The 18,991-nt window shown below is 71.0% G+C and carries 16 protein-coding genes; 1 reads left to right on the forward strand and 15 read right to left on the reverse strand.

From position 1 onward, the window contains the following. Positions 1-2: 2 nt before the first annotated feature. The 12 genes from efp to ACH4S8_RS29825 form a co-directional block, all read right to left on the reverse strand. A complete protein-coding gene (efp, locus tag ACH4S8_RS29770; RefSeq protein WP_351862521.1) occupies positions 3-569 on the reverse strand; it encodes an elongation factor P in 567 nt (188 codons plus the stop codon). A 59-nt stretch (positions 570-628) separates the two neighbouring features. Further along, positions 629-1,735: an aminopeptidase P family protein gene (locus ACH4S8_RS29775; RefSeq protein WP_398399407.1), complete on the reverse strand. Its 1,107-nt coding sequence runs from the start codon at positions 1,733-1,735 to the stop codon at positions 629-631. A 459-nt stretch (positions 1,736-2,194) separates the two neighbouring features. After that, positions 2,195-3,145 carry an AAA family ATPase gene (locus tag ACH4S8_RS29780; RefSeq protein WP_398399409.1) on the reverse strand — a complete coding sequence of 317 codons (951 nt, stop codon included), beginning with the start codon at positions 3,143-3,145 and terminating at the stop codon, positions 2,195-2,197. Positions 3,146-3,337: 192 nt separating this feature from the next. Next, positions 3,338-4,429: a 3-dehydroquinate synthase gene (aroB, locus tag ACH4S8_RS29785; protein WP_398399411.1), complete on the reverse strand. Its 1,092-nt coding sequence runs from the start codon at positions 4,427-4,429 to the stop codon at positions 3,338-3,340. Then, positions 4,426-4,908, reverse strand: coding sequence for a shikimate kinase (locus ACH4S8_RS29790; RefSeq protein WP_398399733.1), 483 nt, complete (start codon positions 4,906-4,908; stop codon positions 4,426-4,428). The genes aroB and ACH4S8_RS29790 overlap by 4 nt, the downstream gene beginning before the upstream one ends. Positions 4,909-4,937: 29 nt before the next feature. Next, positions 4,938-6,122, reverse strand: coding sequence for a chorismate synthase (gene aroC / locus ACH4S8_RS29795; protein WP_398399413.1), 1,185 nt, complete (start codon positions 6,120-6,122; stop codon positions 4,938-4,940). Between the two features lie 538 nt (positions 6,123-6,660). Next, on the reverse strand, positions 6,661-7,500 hold the full coding sequence (locus ACH4S8_RS29800) for a shikimate dehydrogenase (protein WP_398399415.1): 840 nt from the start codon (positions 7,498-7,500) through the stop codon (positions 6,661-6,663). Further along, entirely contained in the window at positions 7,481-9,379 is a 1,899-nt protein-coding gene (gene mltG, locus ACH4S8_RS29805) for an endolytic transglycosylase MltG (protein ID WP_398399417.1), read from the reverse strand. The genes ACH4S8_RS29800 and mltG overlap by 20 nt, the downstream gene beginning before the upstream one ends. A gap of 123 nt (positions 9,380-9,502) precedes the next feature. Next, on the reverse strand, positions 9,503-9,967 hold the full coding sequence (gene ruvX / locus ACH4S8_RS29810) for a Holliday junction resolvase RuvX (protein ID WP_398399419.1): 465 nt from the start codon (positions 9,965-9,967) through the stop codon (positions 9,503-9,505). Positions 9,968-9,982: 15 nt separating this feature from the next. After that, positions 9,983-12,655, reverse strand: a complete 2,673-nt coding sequence (gene alaS / locus ACH4S8_RS29815; protein WP_398399421.1) for an alanine--tRNA ligase — start codon at positions 12,653-12,655, stop codon at positions 9,983-9,985. After that, positions 12,655-13,011, reverse strand: a complete 357-nt coding sequence (locus ACH4S8_RS29820; RefSeq protein WP_398399423.1) for a DUF6167 family protein — start codon at positions 13,009-13,011, stop codon at positions 12,655-12,657. The genes alaS and ACH4S8_RS29820 overlap by 1 nt, the downstream gene beginning before the upstream one ends. A 7-nt stretch (positions 13,012-13,018) precedes the next feature. After that, on the reverse strand, positions 13,019-13,453 hold the full coding sequence (locus ACH4S8_RS29825; RefSeq protein WP_385404399.1) for a DUF948 domain-containing protein: 435 nt from the start codon (positions 13,451-13,453) through the stop codon (positions 13,019-13,021). 161 nt (positions 13,454-13,614) lie between these two features. Between ACH4S8_RS29825 and ACH4S8_RS29830 the strand changes: the two genes are divergently transcribed. Next, positions 13,615-15,783, forward strand: a complete 2,169-nt coding sequence (locus tag ACH4S8_RS29830) for an ATP-binding protein (RefSeq protein ID WP_398399426.1) — start codon at positions 13,615-13,617, stop codon at positions 15,781-15,783. 39 nt (positions 15,784-15,822) lie between these two features. On the opposite strand, the gene rpsD is transcribed toward ACH4S8_RS29830, so the two are convergent. The 3 genes from rpsD to ACH4S8_RS29845 all read right to left on the reverse strand — a co-directional run bounded on the left by rpsD (position 15,823) and on the right by ACH4S8_RS29845 (position 18,858). After that, on the reverse strand, positions 15,823-16,437 hold the full coding sequence (gene rpsD / locus ACH4S8_RS29835; RefSeq protein WP_037621164.1) for a 30S ribosomal protein S4: 615 nt from the start codon (positions 16,435-16,437) through the stop codon (positions 15,823-15,825). 340 nt (positions 16,438-16,777) lie between these two features. Next, positions 16,778-18,133: a replication-associated recombination protein A gene (locus ACH4S8_RS29840; RefSeq protein ID WP_398399429.1), complete on the reverse strand. Its 1,356-nt coding sequence runs from the start codon at positions 18,131-18,133 to the stop codon at positions 16,778-16,780. Positions 18,134-18,219: 86 nt separating this feature from the next. Beyond that, positions 18,220-18,858: a vitamin K epoxide reductase family protein gene (locus ACH4S8_RS29845; protein ID WP_398399431.1), complete on the reverse strand. Its 639-nt coding sequence runs from the start codon at positions 18,856-18,858 to the stop codon at positions 18,220-18,222. Positions 18,859-18,991 lie beyond the last annotated feature (133 nt).

Genomic DNA, 18,991 nt, shown 5'->3' on the forward strand with positions numbered 1-18,991 from the left:
GGTTAGCTGTTCACCCGGCCGAGGTAGTCGCTGGTGCGGGTGTCGACCTTGATCTTCTCACCGGTGGTGATGAAGAGCGGGACCTGGATCTGGTGACCGGTCTCCAGGGTGGCGGGCTTGGTGCCACCGGTGGAGCGGTCGCCCTGGACGCCCGGCTCGGTCTCCTGGACGACCAGCTCGACGGCGGCCGGCAGCTCGACGAAGAGCACCTCGCCCTCGTGCTGGGCGACGGTGGCCGTGAAGCCCTCGATGAGGAAGTTGGCGGCGTCGGCGACGGCCTTGCGGTCGACCATGAGCTGGTCGTAGGTCTCCATGTCCATGAAGACGAAGTACTCGCCGTCCATGTACGAGAACTGCATGTCGCGCTTGTCGATCGTGGCCGTCTCGACCTTGACGCCGGCGTTGAACGTCTTGTCGACGACCTTGCCGGAGAGCACGTTCTTCAGCTTGGTGCGCACGAAGGCCGGGCCCTTGCCGGGCTTGACGTGCTGGAACTCGACGACGGACCAGAGCTGGCCTCCGTCGAGCTTGAGCACCAGGCCGTTCTTGAGGTCGTTCGTGGAAGCCACGGTTGCGGAATCTCCTGGACTGACGTGGACGACCCCGGCGCACGCGCGCAGCTCGGAAGCTAGAGCGCGAGCAGTTCCTTGGTCGTAATGGTGAGTAGCTCGGGTCCGCCGTCCGCCTCAGGGCGCACGACGAGCGTGTCATCGATCCTGACACCGCCCCGGCCCGGGAGGTGGACCCCCGGTTCGACGGTGACCGGCACGCAAGCGTCCAGTTTACCCATGGCTGCGGGGGCAAGCTGCGGGTCCTCGTCGATTTCGAGCCCGACACCGTGTCCCGTCAGGGGCGGAAGGCCTTCGGTGTGGCCTCCGGAATCCAGTACCTGGCGGGCCGCGCGGTCCACGTCCCGGTAGGCGGCGCCGGGTGCCAGCGCCTCCCGGCCGGCGCGCTGGGCGGCGAAGACGAGGTCGTACAGCTCGATCTGCCAGTCGGCGGGCGAGGTGCCGATCACGAACGTACGGCCGATCTCACAGCGGTAGCCACGGTAGGTCGCGCCGAGACAGACGGAGAGGAAGTCGCCCTCCTCGACACGCCGGTCGCTGGGCCGGTGGCCGCGGCGCCCCGAGTTCGGCCCGGTACCGACCGAGGTCGCGAAGGCCGGTCCGTCCGCGCCGTGGTCGACGAGCCGGCGCTCCAGTTCCAGGGCGAGATGGCGTTCCGTGCGGCCGACGAGGATCGATTCGAGGAGTTCCCCGAGCGCCTGGTCGGCGATCTCGGCCCCGATCCGCAGGGCGGCGATCTCCTCCTCGTCCTTGATCACGCGCAGCTGTTCCACCGCGCCGCCCAGATCGGCCAGCCGCAGCCGCGGCGCGACCGAGCCGAGGGCGCGGTGCCGGGTGACGGTGAGGTGGTGTTCCTCGACCGCGAGGGAATCGGCGCCCTGGCCGGCCGCCACACCGGCGGCGGCGACGGCCGGATCACCACCGGCGCGCGGCAGCACCCGGACGGCGAGCGCCTCGTCGGGGCGCCCTTCCATGGCTTCGCCGCTCGGCGGACCGGCGCACAGCAGCATGTCCTCGTCGCTGCCTAGCAGCAGCACGGCGCCGTGCGGCGCGGCACCGGCGAGATACCTCACGTTGGCGGGACGGGTGACGAGCGCCGCCGCGCTGCCGCCCGCCGTACAGCGCTCCCGGAGCCGCTCTCTGCGGGTCGCGTACACCTCTGGCATGAACCGAGCCTACGAGCGGTGGCCGGATGTCGCCGGTCCAGAGGGCCGGACGGGTAGCCGTCCGCCCGGAGGGCCGGACACGGACCTCTCTCGACGCCCACCGAGACGGGCCCTCACGGGCGGGGATCCCGGCCGGCCACGGCGCCGGCCCCGTACAGGTGGAGCCCTTGGCGGGCACAGCACCGACCCGCACGGCGGAACCTCACCGGGCACAGCGTCGCCCCGCACCGGCGGAGCCGCCTTGCCGGGCATGGCGACGCCCCGCGCGGACGGGGACCCCGGCCGGGTACGGCGCGGCGGCCCTGTACGCGGGGACCTGGCCGGGCACGGCGGGTCGGCCCGATCGGTCAGTCGTCGGGACGGTCCCGGTCGGTTCAGCCGTTCGGCGGACCGGACCGGTTCACCACTGCGGCGGGCCCGGTCGGTTCATCGGCGCGGCGGGCCGATGAACCGACCGGCTCACCACTGCGGCGGGCTGGCGATCGAGCGGGCCAGGACGTCGTCCAGGACGCGGGCCGTGGCCGCGACGTCGAGCTGCGAGTTGTCGATGATCGGGAGCCCTGAGCCGTACCAGCCCGCCATCCGGCCGTGGATCCGGGCGACCTCCTCGTCGCTGAGCCTGCGGTTGCCCGACCGCTCCGCGTTGCGCTCCAGGACCACTTCCAGGCCCGGCAGGAGCACGACCGGCAGCAGGCCGGGTCCCACGTGCCGCTTCCAGCCGCCGAGGCCGACGACCGGCCGGTCCGGAAAGACGGCGTCGTCGAGGATGCACGAGATGCCGTTGGCCAGGAAGTTGCGGGCGGCGAAGCCGCAGGTGCGGCGGGCGAGACGATACTGCGCCTCGGAGTGGTCGTTCCATCCCGACTGCGGGTCGGCGAAGCCCGAACGCACCCATTCGCGGACGTCGTCGAGGCTGATGTGGGCCGTGGGCACCCGGCGGTGGTCCGCCCAGTACTTGGCGACGCTGGTCTTGCCCGCGCCCGCGGGACCGATGAGCAGGATCGCGAGCGTGGTCGCCGCCGGGTCGGGCGCGCCCGTGGCGGGCGGCGGGCTCGGCATGGCGACCGAGACGCCCGGAGGCAGTTGCACGTGCCCGGTGGCCTCCGGCGCGGGCGGCACGGGCGGGTGCGGCGGCGGCTGCGCCGACGGGTGCTGGGGATGCTGCACGGAAGGATGCTGCGGTGGGTGCGCCGACGGGTGCTGGGGCGGCTGCGGGGGCATCTGATGCGGCGGCAGATGATGCTGCGGCGCCTGGGCGGGTGGGGCACCGGGCGGAACCGGCGCTCCGGCGAAGCCCGGAGCGGGCGCGGGACCCCGCTGCCCCGGGTACTGTCCGGCCGGCGACCAACCGGCGGCCGGCCCTTGCCCCGGCTGGTGGGGCGGCAGCGGAGCCCCCACTGCGTGCTGCATCCGGTGCCACTCCGTCTCGTACAGGCGATGAGCGCTGGCGGACGGGACGCGGGCCCCGTCGCTACTGAACGGTACCTTCCCCGGCCGCCGTTGTGTGAACGGCCGGGGACCGTGCGAAGTGCCCGGAAAGGAGAGGCAAAACGGGCTGAGCAGGTGTGCTTCGGAGCATAAGGCCGCGCGGGGCGCCGCCGGTTACTCGCCGACCTCGCCGTAGGCCGCGAGGAGGACGGCCGGATCCGGGCCCTCCAGGACGGTCGGCTTGGCCAGTCCGTCGAGGACGATGAAGCGCAGCAGGTCGCCGCGGGACTTCTTGTCGACCTTCATGTTCTCCACGAGCTTCGGCCACTGGTCGTAGCGGTAGCTGAGCGGGAGACCGACGGACTCCAGGATCGTGCGGTGCCTGTCGGCGGTCGCGTCGTCCAGCCGGCCCGCGAGGCGGCCGAGTTCGGCGGCGAAGTGCATGCCGACGGACACGGCGGCGCCGTGCCGCCACTTGTACCGCTCGTTCTTCTCGATGGCGTGGGCGAGCGTGTGGCCGTAGTTGAGGATCTCGCGCAGCCCCGACTCCTTGAGGTCGCCGGAGACGACCTCGGCCTTGACCTTGATGGAGCGCTCGATCAGCTCGGCGGTGTGCGGGCCGGCCGGCGTCCGGGCCGCCTCGGGGTCGGACTCGATGAGGTCCAGGATCACCGGGTCGGCGATGAAGCCGGCCTTGATGATCTCGGCGAGCCCGGAGACGTAGTCGTTGACCGGCAGCGAGTCGAGGGCGGCCAGGTCGCACAGCACGCCCGCGGGCGGGTGGAAGGCGCCCACCAGGTTCTTGCCCTCGGCGGTGTTGATACCGGTCTTGCCGCCGACCGCCGCGTCGACCATGGCGAGCACGGTGGTGGGGACGGCGATCCAGCGCACCCCGCGCAGCCACGTCGCCGCCACGAAACCGGCGAGGTCGGTGGTGGCGCCTCCGCCGACACCGACGATGGCGTCGGTGCGGGTGAAGCCGGACTGGCCCAGCGCCTTCCAGCAGTAGGCCGCGACCTCGGCGGTCTTGGCCTCCTCGGCGTTCGGCACCTGGATGGCGACGGTCTCGAAGCCCTGCTCCGCCAGGTCGGCGCGCAGCGCCTCGCCGGTGTCGGCGAGGGCCTCGGGGTGGATGACGGCGACGCGCTTGGCCTTGGCACCGATCAAGGCGCCCAGTTCACCGAGCAGTTGACGGCCGATCAGGACCTCGTAGGGGTCGGTGCCCGCACTGCCGCCGACCTGGACCCGGGTCACTGCCTCGCTCATGCTTCCTTCAACTCCAGTGCGTCGAGGACCTCTTGGGCGACCTCTTGGGGGGTGCGGCCGTCGGTCGCCACGACCGCGCGGGCGACTTCGGTGTACAGGTGGCGGCGTGCCTCCATCAGCTCGCGCCACTGCTTGCGGGGGTTGACGGCGAGCAGCGGCCGGGCCACGTTGAGGCCGGTGCGCTGGACCGCCTCCTCCACGTCCATGGAGAGGTAGACGACCTGGTGGCCGGCGAGCAGCGCGCGGGTGTCGGCGTCGAGGACCGAGCCGCCGCCCAGCGCGAGCACACCGTCGTGTTCGGCGAGCGCGTCGCGCACCGCCCGCTTCTCGATCGCGCGGAACGCGGGCTCGCCCTCGTCGACGAAGATGTCGGCGATGCTGCGGCCCTCGGCGGCCACGATGTCGTCGTCCGTGTCCCGGTAGGCGCAGCCGAGCCGCTCCGCGACGAGCGCGCCCACCGTGGACTTGCCGACCCCCATGGGGCCGACCAGGACCAGCCGTGGGGCGGTCACCGGATGGCCAGGTTCTCGAGGTAGGACCGGACGTTGCGGCGGGTCTCGGTGACCGAGTCGCCGCCGAACTTCTCGGCCACCGCGTCCGCGAGGACGAGGGCGACCATGGCCTCGGCGACGATGCCGGCGGCCGGCACGGCGGAGACGTCGGAGCGCTGGTGGTGGGCCTTGGCTGCCTCGCCGGTGACGACGTCCACGGTGGCCAGCGCGCGCGGCACGGTGGCGATCGGCTTCATCGCGGCGCGGACGCGCAGCAGCTCGCCGGTGCTCAGCCCGCCCTCGGTACCGCCGGCGCGGCCCGACGTCCGCCTGATGCCCTCGGGCGTGCCGACGATCTCGTCGTGGGCCTGGGAGCCGGGCACCCGGGCCAGTTCGAAGCCGTCGCCGATCTCGACGCCCTTGATCGCCTGGATGCCCATCAGGGCACCGGCGAGGCGGGCGTCCAGCTTGCGGTCCCAGTGCACGTGCGAGCCGAGGCCGACGGGGACGCCGTACGCGAGCACCTCGACGACGCCCCCGAGCGTGTCGCCGTCCTTGTGGGCCTGGTCGACCTCCGCGACCATCGCCTTCGAGGCGTCGGCGTCCAGGCAGCGCAGCGGGTCGGCGTCGAGCTTCTCCACGTCGGCCGGGGTGGGGTAGACGCCCTGCGGAGCCTTCACGGAGCAGAGCTCGACGACGTGGGAGACGATCTCGATCCCGGCCGTCTCCTTCAGGTACGAACGGGCGACGGCGCCGAGCGCCACGCGGGCCGCGGTCTCGCGGGCGGAGGCGCGCTCCAGGATCGGCCGGGCCTCGTCGAAGCCGTACTTCTGCATGCCGGCGAGGTCGGCGTGGCCGGGCCGCGGGCGGGTCAGCGGGGCGTTGCGGGCGAGACCGTCGAGGATCTCCCGGTCCACCGGGTCGGCCGCCATGACCTGGTCCCACTTGGGCCATTCGGTGTTGCCGACCATGACCGCGACCGGGGAGCCGAGGGTGAGGCCGTGCCGGACGCCGCCGAGGAAGGTGACCTCGTCGCGCTCGAACTTCATCCGGGCACCGCGTCCATAACCCAGGCGCCGCCGGGCGAGGTGGTCCGCCACCATCTCCGTGGTGATCGGCACGCCGGCGGGAAGGCCCTCCAGCGTCGCGACAAGTGCGGGACCGTGGGATTCCCCAGCGGTCAGCCAGCGCAACCTGCTCAACGGTGCTCCTCATGCTCGCGCCCTGTACTGCTGCTGCGTACACGCGTCCTCGCGTACGGCGACGGCGCGACCGGGTGCGCGGCCCTGGCCCGCCGTCTCCGATCCTCCCACGTCCGGGGGCGGAAACCGGCCGCAGGTCCATCAGGCGGACGCATCCGGCCGGGTCGCGGAGCCTCACGTACGGCGCGGGGCCCGCCGGAACGCACCGCGCCACGCCCGTGACGGGCCACGACGCCGCCGGACCGCGGACCGCCGGCACCCCGGCTTCACCCCCGGTCGGGGCGCCGCTTCTGCCGGACCCGAGGGATTTCGGGCCGTGCCGACCGGTCAGGTCCTAGGGCCTGTCGTCACATTCCCGTCGTCGCCCGGAGGGCGGCCTCGCGGCGTCTGGTGCGTGCTCTCGGCGTGCCGGGTGGAAGCCCTCGTACTGGACGTACTTGGGCTTTCGCCCGGTGCGGCGAGTGGGGGTCCCCCTGCTCGAAGAGCTCGGGGGAGCGTGTCAGGCGTTGCGGGGCAGACGGGAATGTGACGACAGGCCCTAGCGCGCGGCCAGGGCGTGTTCGCCGGCCTTGCGCATGGCGACGAGCGGGGCCGGCGTCCGTCCGGTCATCTGCTCCACCTGGAGCACGGCCTGGTGCACGAGCAGGTCGAGCCCGCCGACCACGGCTCCGCCGTACGCGGACCAGCGTGCCGCGAGGTCGGTCGGCCAGGGGTCGTAGAGCACGTCGAAGAGGGTCGTGGGGCGCCCGGGGACGGCGGCGGCCAGGGCGTCCGTGGTGCCGGCGGGCGTCGTGGCGATCACCAGCGGCGCCCGCAGCGCCCGTTCGGCGTCGGCCCAGTCCTCGGTGCGCACCTCGATGCCGAGCCGCTCGCCCCACTGCCGCATCTCCGCGGCCCGCTCCCGGCTGCGGACGTACGCGACGACCTCACCGGTGCAGATCCGCGCGAGGGCGGCCAGCGCGGAGGAGGCGGTGGCGCCGGCGCCGAGGACGGCGGCCGAGTCGACCTGCTCGATCCCCCGTTCACGCAGCGCTGCGACCATTCCGGGGACGTCGGTGTTGTCGCCGACGCGCCGCCCGTCCTCGGTGAACACGACGGTGTTGACCGCCTCGACGGAGGCGGCCGTCTCGCTGATCTCGTCGAGCAGCGGCATGACGGCCCGCTTGAGCGGCATGGTCAGCGACAGCCCGGCCCACTCCGGCCCGAGTCCCCCGACGAAGGCGGGCAGCGCCTCCTCGCCGACCTCGAAGCGGTCGTACGTCCAGTCGCCGAGGCCCAGCTCCCGGTACGCCGCGCGGTGCAGGACCGGGGAGAGGGAGTGGGCGATCGGTGAACCGAGCACCGCGGCCCGGCGGACGTCAGTTGCCGGAGCTGGCATTGAACTTTTCCTTGAGTTTCTCGAACTGGGCCAGCGTCTTGGCGAATTCGGTGTTGTTCTGGCCGTCGGTCGCCACGAAATACATCCAGCCGTCCTTCGTGGGGTTGAACACCGCACGGAAGGCGTCGTCACCGGGATTGCCGATCGGACCGGGCGGCAGACCCCTGTGGTAATACGTGTTGTACGGGTCCGGATTGCTGTTGATCTCGGACTCGCTGATATTGATCTTGCTCTGGCCCTTCAGGTAATTGAAGGTCGAGTCGAACTGCAGCTTCTGGTTGGTCTCGGTGTTGGTGGCCTTGAGACGGTTGTAGACGACTTCGGCCATCTTCCGGTAGTCGTCGTGCGTCTTGCCTTCCGCCTGGACCAGGCTCGCGACCGTGACCACCTGCAGCGGGTTCTCGAGCTTGAGCGCCTTCGCCTTCGCCACGAGCCCCATCGCCGCGTACCTCTTGTTGGCCTGCGCGACCATGCTCTTCAGCACGGCCTCGGGTTTCATGCCCTTGGCTGCGGGATACGTGAGCGGGTACAGGAACCCCTCCAGGGGGTCCTTTATGTCCTTGTTGGTGTTCGCCCAGCTCGGCAGTCCGAGGGTCTTGTACTTCTTCTTCGCGACGGCGCTCGTCGTGCCCTTGGCGAGTCCGAGCTTTTCGTCGATCTTCGCGTACACCAGGGCATTGCGGAGTCCCGGAGGCACGACCACGTTGTTCTGGCTCTTGGGGTCGAGCATCAGCGCGACAGCGCTCTTGGCCGACATCCCCTTGCGCAGGATATAGGCGCCCGCCTGAATCGACTTTCCCTTGGGATTCTCCGCCTGCGCGGACACGAACGCGTCCACGCTCTTGACGACACCGGCCGCCTTGAGCTTCTGGCCGATGGCATAACCGAGCTCGCCCTTGCCGATCTCGACGGGGACCTGTCCCGTGCCCTCACCGGAAAAGTCGGGGGCTGCGCTGAAACGATTCTGGTAGTAGTGGTATCCGAAATACCCGGCTCCGGCGAGGCCGCCGCCGAAGACCGCGACGACCACCAGGCAGGCGCAGCCGCTGCGGCGCTTCTTGCCCTTGCCGCCACCGCGTTCCTTGCCGCCGCCCCGCTCCTTGCGGCCACGGCCCTTCTTCGGGTCGTCGTCCTCGTCGAAGTCGTCGTCATCGTCGTCGGCACCGGAGAAGAAGGCGTGCTCGCCCTGGTCCGGTCCCGGGTCCCAGTCCGGCTCGGGGTCGGGTTCGGACTCGGTGCGGCGCCGGGCGGGCGGCTCGGGCGGCGGGTAGGCGTCGGGGGTGCCGTAGAGATCGGGCTGCTCACCCGCGTACTGGCCCGCGTAGGGGTCGGCGGGATCGGCCGCGTACGGCTCCTGGGACTGCGCGCCGGTGCCCCTGTCGGCGTACTGCTGCTGACCTTGGCCCGGGTACTGCTGCTGACCCTGACCGGGGTACTGCTGCTGACCTTGACCCGGGTACTGCTGCTGACCTTGACCGGGGTACTGCTGCTGACCCTGTCCGGGGTACTGCTGCTGCCCCTGGCCCTGCCCTTGACCGGGGTACTGCCCCTGCCCCTGACCGGGGTACTGCCCCTGACCCTGACCGGGGTACTGCTGCTGCCCCTGGCCGGGGTACTGCTGCTGCCCCTGGAACTGCTGGTCCTGATACTGCTGCTGGCCGGGATACTGCTCGTGCTGACCCTGCGGCGCGTACTGCTGCTGGCCCTGGTACTGCTGCCCCTGGCCCCAGTCGCCCTGCTGCTGCGGATAGTGCTGCGGCTGGCCGCCGTCGTAGGCGGACTGGCCGTCGGCGGCCTGCCCGCCCCATCCGCCGTCCCCGTACAACGGGTCCTCCGGATGCCACGGTTCGGAGCCAGAGCCCCGGCCATACTCAGTCATCGATCCCCTACGAGCCGCGAGCCGGGAGCTGCCGGTTCAAGTGGCCCGGCGCCCGTCCGCCTCTTTACTGTGCGACGGCGGTTCGAACACCACCGCATCGGGCGGAACGTTACCGTATCGCGATCACATGACCACTTCGACGCCCTCCCCGGGCGACGTGCCTGACACTCGTTCGGATTCCAGGGCCTGCTGCAGAATGATGACGGCCGCCGCCTGGTCGATCACCGACCGGCCCTTCTTCGACTTCACGCCCGAGGCGCGCAGTCCCTGACTGGCCGTGACCGTGGTCATCCTCTCATCCACGAGCCGAACCGGAACAGGAGCAATCCCTTCCGCAAGCTCCTGGGCGAAGGCACGGACCTTGACGGCGGCGGGGCCCTCGCCCCCCTTGAGGGAGCGAGGGAGCCCGACGACGACCTCGATCGGCTCGTACTCCTCGACGAGCTGCCGCAGCCGGCGGTGGGCGGCCGGGACGTCACGTCCCGGGACCGTCTCCACCGGAGTCGCGAGGATCCCGTCGGGGTCGCACGAGGCGACCCCGATCCGGGCGTCCCCGACATCGATCGCGAGCCGACGTCCTCTTCGCATCTTCTCGGCCGTTTCTTACTTGGCCGTCTCGGCGACGAGGCGCTGGACCACGTCGATGGCCTCGCCGACGGCGGCGGGGTTCTGACCGCCGCCCTGGGCGACGTCCGGCTTGCCGCCACCGCCGCCACCGAGGGTCTTGGCGGCGCCGCGGACCAGCTCGCCGGCCTTCAGACCGCGTTCGCGGGCGGCCTCGTTGGTGGCGATGACCGTCAGCGGCTTGCCGCCCACGACCGTGAACAGGGCCACGACGGCGGCCCGTCCGCCCTGGATGCGGCCGCGCACGTCGAGGACCAGCTTGCGCAGGTCGTCGGCGCCCGTGCCGTCCGGGACCTGCCCGGTGACCAGGGCGACGCCGTTCACGTCCTGGGCGGACTCGACGAGTCCGGCGGCGGCCTGGAGCACCTTCTCCGCGCGGAACTTCTCGATCTCCTTCTCGGCGTCCTTCAGCTTGCCGAGCATGGCGGAGACCTTCTCCGGAAGCTCCTCCGGACGGCCCTTGACCAGCTCCTGGAGCTGGGCGACGACCGTGTGCTCACGGGCCAGGAAGTTGTACGCGTCGACGCCGACCAGGGCCTCGATGCGCCGCACGCCGGAGCCGATGGACGACTCACCGAGCAGCTTCACCAGACCCAGCTGGGCGGTGTTGTGCACGTGGGTGCCGCCGCACAGCTCCTTGGAGAAGTCGCCGATGGTCACGACGCGGACGCGCTCGCCGTACTTCTCGCCGAACTCGGCGATGGCGCCCTGCTTCTTGGCCTCGTCGATGCTCATGACCTCGGCCTGGACGTCCAGGTCGCGGGCGAGCACCTCGTTGATCTGCTGCTCGACGTCCGTCATCACGGCCGTCGGGACGGCGGACGGGGAGCCGAAGTCGAAGCGGAAGCGGCCGGGCTGGTTCTCGGAACCGGCCTGGGCGGCCGTCGGGCCCAGGGCGTCGCGCAGCGCCTGGTGCGTGAGGTGCGTGGCCGAGTGGGCGCGGGCGATGGCCTTGCGACGGCGTACGTCGATGGTGGCCTGGGCCTTGGCGCCGACGGTGACCTCGCCGACCTGGACGACGCCCTTGTGGACGTACACACCCGGAACGGGCTTCTGGCAGTCGCGGATCTCGATGATCGCACCGGAGTCGACCCGGATGCGGCCGGTGTCGCCGATCTGGCCGCCGCCCTCGGCGTAGAACGGGGTGCGGTCCAGGACGATCTCTACCTCGTCGCCCTCGGTGGCGGCCGGGGAGGAGACACCGTCGACGAGGATGCCGACGATCGTCGACTCGGCCTCGGTGCCGTCGTACCCGACGAAGTCGGTCTCGCCGGCGGCGTCGGCGATCTGCCGGTAGGCGCCGACGTCGGCGTGGCCGGTCTTCTTGGCGCGGGCGTCGGCCTTGGCCTTGTCCCGCTGCTCCTTCATCAGGCGGCGGAAGCCGTCCTCGTCCACCGACAGGCCCTGTTCGGCGGACATTTCGAGGGTGAGGTCGATCGGGAAGCCCCAGGTGTCGTGGAGCAGGAAGGCCTTGTCGCCGGCGAGGACCGTGCCGCCGGACTCCTTGGTGTCGGTGATGGCCGTGTCGAGGATGTTCGTGCCGGCCTTCAGCGTCTTGAGGAAGGCGGCCTCCTCGGCGAGGGCCACGGTCTCGATGCGCTGCCGGTCGGTGACGAGCTCCGGGTACTGCTGGCCCATCATGCCGATGACGACGTCGATGAGGTCCTTGACGACCGGTCCGGTGGCGCCGAGCAGGCGCATGTTGCGGATGGCGCGGCGCATGATGCGGCGCAGCACGTAGCCGCGGCCCTCGTTGCCGGGGCTCACGCCGTCGCCGATGAGCATCACGGAGGTGCGCATGTGGTCGGTGACCACACGCAGCGAGACGTCGGAGCCGTGGGCGGCGCCGTACTCGACACCCGTCAGCTCGGTGGCCTTCTTGATGACCGCCATGGACGTGTCGATCTCGTACATGTTCTGCACGCCCTGCAGAATCATGGCGAGACGCTCGAGGCCGAGGCCGGTGTCGATGTTCTTGCTCGGGAGCTCGCCGAGGATCTCGAAGTCGTCCTTCGAGATGCCCTCGCCGCGCTCGTACTGCATGAAGACCAGGTTCCAGATCTCCACGTAGCGCTCGTCGTTGACGGCCGGGCCGCCCTCGACGCCGAACTCGGGGCCGCGGTCGTAGTTGATCTCGGAGCACGGGCCGCAGGGGCCCGGGACACCCATGGACCAGTAGTTGTCCTTCTTGCCCAGGCGCTGGATGCGCTCGGCCGGGACGCCGATCTTGTCGCGCCAGATGGTCTCGGCCTCGTCGTCGTCGAGGTAGACCGTGATCCACAGGCGCTCGGGGTCGAGGCCGTAACCACCCTTGTCCTGGGGCGAGGTGAGCAGCTCCCAGGCGTAGGTGATGGCCCCTTCCTTGAAGTAGTCACCGAAGGAGAAGTTGCCGCACATCTGGAAGAACGTGCCGTGGCGCGTGGTCTTGCCGACCTCTTCGATGTCGGGCGTGCGCACGCACTTCTGCACGCTGGTGGCGCGCGCCCACGGGGCCTTGACCTCGCCGAGGAAGTACGGCTTGAAGGGGACCATGCCGGCGGGGACCAGGAGCAGAGTCGGGTCGTCCGCGATGAGCGACGCCGAAGGGACGACGGTGTGACCGCGCTCCTCGTAGAAGCTCAACCAGCGGCGGCGGATTTCAGCCGACTCCATCAGTGGTCCTCATTCCGGTTGTACGAGTACGTCGTGTTGTCGATGTACTTGATCTGCTTGTTGTCACCGGACTGCTCGCCGCCGCCGATCGCGCGGATACGGCGTTGCGTCGGCAGTTCGGAATCCGGGTGCCCGTTCAGACCGAGCACCTCGCCGAGTTCGGCCTCTCGTTGGGCCATCCCGTCGCGGACGTCGAGCGCGAACTCCTTGAGCCGGTGGCCCGCGTCGATCGCCTTGTTCGCGGCCTGCGCCGCGAGGCTCTCGGGGGTCAGCTGCCTGAGCTTGCGGTTGACCTTGGTGGTGGCCCATACACCCGCGGCTGCGCCCGCGGTGAACCAGAACGTACGGCGGAACATCGCTGCGTCAGTCCTTCTTCCGCTTTCCCCGCCGCGCGGACGGGACGGTGCGGCCCACGATCACGGTACGCCGGGACGCTTTGTCGGGCACATTGTCACGACGGCCTCCGATGGCGCGGCGCACGCCGTAGCCGAACGCCGCGACCTTGACCAGCGGGCCGCCGAACGTGGAGGCGACGGTCGTCGACAGCGCCGAGGCGTTCGACGTGACCTCCTGGACGTCCGACGCGATGGCGTCGACCCGGTCGATCTGCGTCTGGGCGGAGCGCACCGCGGCGGAGGCGTCGGCCAGGAGCGGAACGGCCTGCTCGGTCACGTCCGCCACGAGCTTGGTGGTCGCCCTGAGCGTCTGGGCCAGCCTCACCAGCGCGACGGCGAGGAAGGAGACCAGGATCGCCCAGAAGACGGCCACCAGGATCCCGGCCACCTCACCACCGGACACTGTGCACCCGCTCCCTGACTGTGCGCCTGAACATCGGAAAGTCGTCACCCGAGCCTATCGCGCCGGGGCCGGGGCTCCGTACCGCATTAATGCGCTCCGGAGTGTGGAGTTGCGTGAACCGATTGTACGGAGCGCTCACGGGTCAGTACGCTCCGTATCTCATGCAACGTTCTCACCCTGCCCGGCACTCCGGCCCTGCCGCGCCCGGCAATCTGCCCCTGGAACTCGACGCGTTCGTGGGGCGCTCCGCCGAGCTCGCCCGGCTGGCCGAGGCACTGGGGACGGTCCGGCTGGTCACCGTGACCGGCATGGGGGGCGTCGGCAAGACCCGGTTCGCCGCGCGCGCGGCGGCGGGGGCGGACGTGCGCGACGGGGTGTGGCGCGTGGACCTGTCCGCGGTGCACGACCCGGCGCTCGTCGACCACGCCGTGGCCGAGGCCCTCGGTCTGACGGACCACACGGCGAAGCCGCCGCGCCAGGTGCTGCTCGACCACGTGGCCGGACGCCGGCTCCTGCTGGTCCTGGACGGTTTCGAGCACCTGGTGGACGTGAGCGCCTCGCTGGTGGGCGAGTTGCTGCGGCGGGCGCCCGGGCTGCGGGTGCTGGCCGTGGGCCGCAGACCGCTGGACATCGCGGGCGAGCGGGTGTTCCCGCTGGCTCCGCTGGCCGCTGCGGAGGCGGTGGAGCTGTTCGCGGACCGGGCGGCGGCCCGGGTGCCCGGCTTCGCCCTGGACGAGGGGAACGGTTCCGACGTCCGGGAGCTGTGCCGACGCCTCGACGGCATCCCGCTGGCGCTGGAACTGGCGGCGGGCCGGGTCGGCACCCTCTCCCCCGCCCAGCTGCTCGCCCGCCTGGAGGACCGGTTCCGGCTGCTGACCGGCGGTCTGCGCGACGCGTCGCCGCGGCACCGGACGCTGCGGACGGCGATCGGCTGGAGCCACGAGCTGTGCACACCGGGAGAGCGACTGCTGTGGGCGCGGCTGTCGGTGTTCGCCGGGCAGTTCGACCTGGAGGCGGCCGAATACGTGTGCAGCGGGGAGGGACTGCAGGCCGACGACGTGCTCGACGTGCTCGGCGAACTGCTCGCGCAGTCGGTGCTCTCGCGCGAGGAGACCGCGGCGGGGGTGCGCTACCGGATGCTGGACACGGTCCGGGCCTACGGCGCGAACTGGCTGGCGGCGACCGGGGACGCGGAGCGGCTGCGCCGGCGCCACCGCGACTGGTACATGGGCCTGGTCACCTGGTGCGAGCTGGACTGGTTCTCGCCGCGGCAGGGCGAGGTGGCACTGCGCGTCGAGACGGAGCTGCCGAATCTGCGCTGCGCGCTGGAGTATTCGCTCGGCGAACCCGACGAGGCGCATCTGGGCCAGTATCTGGCGGGCTCGCTGTGGTTCTACTGGGTCGGCTGCGGCCGGCTCTCCGAGGGCCGGCACTGGCTGGAACGCAGTGTCGAGCTCGACGGCGACCGTGACCAGTCACGGCTGAAGGCCCTGTGGGTGCTCGGCTATGTGGCGGTCCTCCAGGGCGACTCGGTGCCCGCGCTGTCCGCGCTGCAGGAGTGCCGTGAGGAGGCGGAGCGGTGCGAGAACGCCGTCGCGGTCGCCTACGCCGAGCATCGCACCGGGTGTCTGGCGCTGGTCACGGACGACATGGCGCGCGCGGAGGTGCTGCTGCGCTCGGCGCTGGACCGCTATCACGAGATCGGGGAGCTCAACAGCAATGTGCTGATGGGCCAGGTCGAACTCGCGATGACGCTCGCGTTCCAGGGCGACATGCCGGGCGCGGTGAAGCTGTGCGAGGACGTCCGCAGGGTCTGCGAGGACCACGGGGAGCGCTGGGCGCTGGCGTACGCGCTGTACGTCCTCGCCTACCAGGCCCAGGCCGAGGGCGATCAGGCGACGGCCCGCGGTCTGCTGGAACAGGGGCTCGGTATCGCGCACGGCTTCCACGATCTGCTCGGCGCGGTGCTCACGGTCGAGCTGCTCGCCCTGGTCACGGTGGTGGAGGGCGATGCGGCCGAGGCCGCGCTGCTCCAGGGGGCGGCGTCGCGGATGTGGCCGTCGGTGGGCCTGCCGCTGTTCGGTTCGGCGTACTACAACGCGCCGCACGAGCGCTGCGCGGCCCTTGCCCGGCAGGAGCTGGGCGACGAGCGGTACGAGGAGTGCGTACGAGCGGGAGGGCTGCTCGGGCAGGACGCGGCGGTCGCCCGGGCGCTGGGCGGTGCCGGGGTGCCGCCGCTCGGGGCGGTGCCCTCGCCGCGCAGGCTGCCCCCGGACGTGCGAGAGCCCGCCGTCTCGCCCACCTCGAAGGGCGGGGAGACGACGGGCTGACACTGACGCGCAGGTGGTACCGCGTCCGCTGTAAGAAGATCAGCGGGCGTAGTACTCGACGACGAGCTGCTCGTCGCAGATCACCGGGATCTCCTTGCGGTTCGGCTCACGGTCCAGGCGGAAGGCCAGGGCGGCGAGGTTCACCTGGAGGTAGCGCGGGGTCTCACCGTCGGGGGCGAAGCCACCGGCGCGGGAAACCTCGAACAGCGTCTTGCTGCGGCTGCGCTCGCGGACCATCACGACGTCGTCGGGACGGACGCGGAACGAGGGCTTGTCGACCTTCTGGCCGTTGACCTCGATGTGGCCGTGGACGACCATCTGGCGGGCCTGGTAGATCGTGCGGGCGATGCCCGAACGAAGGACCAGCGCGTCGAGACGACGCTCCAGCTCGATGATCAGGGCCTCACCGGTCTTGCCCTGGACCTTGGAGGCACGCTCGTAGGCGCGGACGAGCTGGCGCTCGGACACGTCGTACTGCGCGCGCAGACGCTGCTTCTCGAGCAGACGGACCTTGTAGTCCGAGTTCTGCTTGCGGCCACGGCCGTGCTCACCCGGCGGGTAGGGGCGGGCCTCGAAGTACTTGACAGCCTTCGGGGTCAGCGCGATACCGAGCGCACGCGACTTCTTGACCTTGGGGCGGGACTGGTTCGCCATGAACCAAACACCTCGTGTTTCTGATGCGAATACGGCTTCACCAGGGTTAGGGGAGGTCGCAATCCGCAGCCCGGGAAACCCTCCTCGCCGCTGTGGAGATCCACGGGGACGGGGCGGGCAGCCGCTCCTGGGTCTGGGCACATACGTGCAGCACGCGAGTGGCCCACCGACCGCTCCCGGGAATCCGGGTGGTGGTGGGCTGCCCGCGACACCTTCGACGGTGCGCGACGCTCCTGGAATCCCCCCGTGGAGGCGGGGGCTCCGGCTGGATGTCCCGTTCTGGTGGTGCCGACCGGAGCCGGACACGGGACGCAGCGCTTCGAGCCATGCTACAGGGTGGTCAGGCGCGCCCTCTACCGAGGTGCTTCCTGGTCCACTCCACCGCGTCGGCGTACCGCGCCTCGGCGCCGTGCCGGGTCGGCGCGTAGTACTCCCGGTCCTTGAGCGTCTCGGGCGCGTACTGCTGGGACGCGATGCCCTCGGGCAGGTCGTGCGGATACACGTACCCCTGGGCGTGACCGAGCTTGGCCGCGCCCTTGTAGTGCCCGTCGCGCAGATGGGCCGGCACCGGGCCCGTGTGCCCCTTGCGCACGTCCTCCATGGCGGCGCCGATGGCCATGGTCGCGGAGTTGGACTTCGGGGCCAGCGCGAGGGCGATGGTGGCGTGGCTGAGGGTGAGCGCGGCCTCGGGGAAGCCGATCATCGCGACGGCCTGGGCGGCGGCCACGGCTATGGGCAGCGCGTTCGGGTCGGCGAGGCCGATGTCCTCGCTGGCGGAGATCATCAGACGGCGGGCGATGAAACGGGGGTCCTCGCCCGCCTCGATCATCCGGGCCAGGTAGTGCAGGGCGGCGTCCACGTCGGAGCCGCGGATGGACTTGATGAGCGCGCTCGCCACGTCGTAGTGCTGGTCGCCGTCGCGGTCGTACTTCACGGCGGCGCGGTCGACCGTCTCCTCCAGCGTCTGGAGCGTGATCTCCGGCTCGCCCTTGTCGAGGGCGGCGCCGGCCGCGGCCTCCAGGGCGGTCAGGGCACGGCGGGCGTCGCCGCCGGCGATGCGCAGCAGATGGTCCTCGGCGTCCCCGGGCAGGGCGACGGATTCCTTGAGGCCGCGTTCGGCGCCGAGGGCCCGGCGCAGCAGGTCGCGCAGATCGTCGTCGGTGAGCGGTTCGAGGGTGAGCAGGAGGGAGCGGGAGAGCAGCGGGGAGATCACCGAGAAGTACGGGTTCTCGGTGGTCGCGGCGATCAGCGTCACCCAGCGGTTCTCCACGGCCGGGAGGAGGGAGTCCTGCTGGGCCTTGCTGAAGCGGTGGATCTCGTCCAGGAAGAGGACGGTCTCCTTGCCGTAGCCGCCGGCCGCGCGGCGGGCGCCGTCGATGACGGCGCGCACCTCCTTGACGCCCGCGGTGATCGCGGAGAGTTCCACGAAGCGTTTGTCGGTGGCCTTGGAGACGACGTACGCGAGGGTCGTCTTGCCGGTGCCCGGCGGCCCCCAGAGGATCACCGAGGACGGTCCGGCCGGGCCGCCGCTCCCCTCGGCGACGAGTCTGCGCAGAGGAGAGCCCGGCTTCAGCAGATGCTGCTGCCCCACGACCTCGTCGAGGGTGCGCGGGCGCATCCGCACGGCCAGGGGACTGCCGGACGGGCCCTTCTCCTGGCGTTCTTCGGCGGCGGCGGTGAACAGGTCGGGCTCCACGTCGGAAACCCTATGTCACGCCGCTGACAGTCCCTTCCGGGCCGGGGACCGCGGCTGTCGTCGCGGCCGCGGCCGCGACGGGCCTGTCAGGTGGTCCAGAAGTCCCACCAGCGGGTCAGGATCAGCATGCCGATGATGCCGATGTGCAGGGTCGGCAGGACCCAGGTGAACTCGCCGAAGAAGCTCTTCGCCCAGCGCGGGGCGGGCAGGAAGCCGGCTCGGACGTTGAAGGAGGTCACGTACCAGAACATGGTGATCGTGGCGACCCAGGCCAGGCTGCACCACAGGCACAGCGAGTTGATCCGGTACAGCGACTGGAACTGGAGCCAGGTGCAGAACGCGACCCCGAAGAGCGTGCCCGCGTTGAAGGTCAGCCAGTACCAGCGCGGGAAGGTGGCCCGTGCGAGCAGGCTCACACCGACGCAGATCACGATGCCGTAGGCGACCAGCCCCATCATCGGGTTCGGGAAGCCGAAGGCCGAGGCCTGGGCGCTCTTCATGATGTTGCCGCAGGAGACCACCGGGTTCAGGCTGCATCCCGGTACGAAGTTCGGGTTCTCGAGCAGCTTGAACTTGTCGATCGTGATGACCCACGCGGCAAGGAGACCGGCCGCCCCCGTGATCACCAGCAGCACGGCGAGGGCGCGACTGGCGCCGACCGTCCGCACGGTGGCGGCGGGGCGTTCCTGATCGGTCGGGACGTCCTTGACTGTCGTCTTGTTCATCACGCCGTTTCCGTAGCTTCGAAGGGGCCTGTGGGCAGGCTCATTGTGCCGCACCCGGTCACCCGTCCACCGTTCGGTGGACATAAGAAGGTACGCACGGTCTCCCCGGAAGGTTCGGTTCGGGGGGAAGCTC

It is taken from the genome of Streptomyces sp. NPDC021080 (assembly GCF_044333225.1).
Taxonomy (GTDB): Bacteria; Actinomycetota; Actinomycetes; order Streptomycetales; family Streptomycetaceae; genus Streptomyces.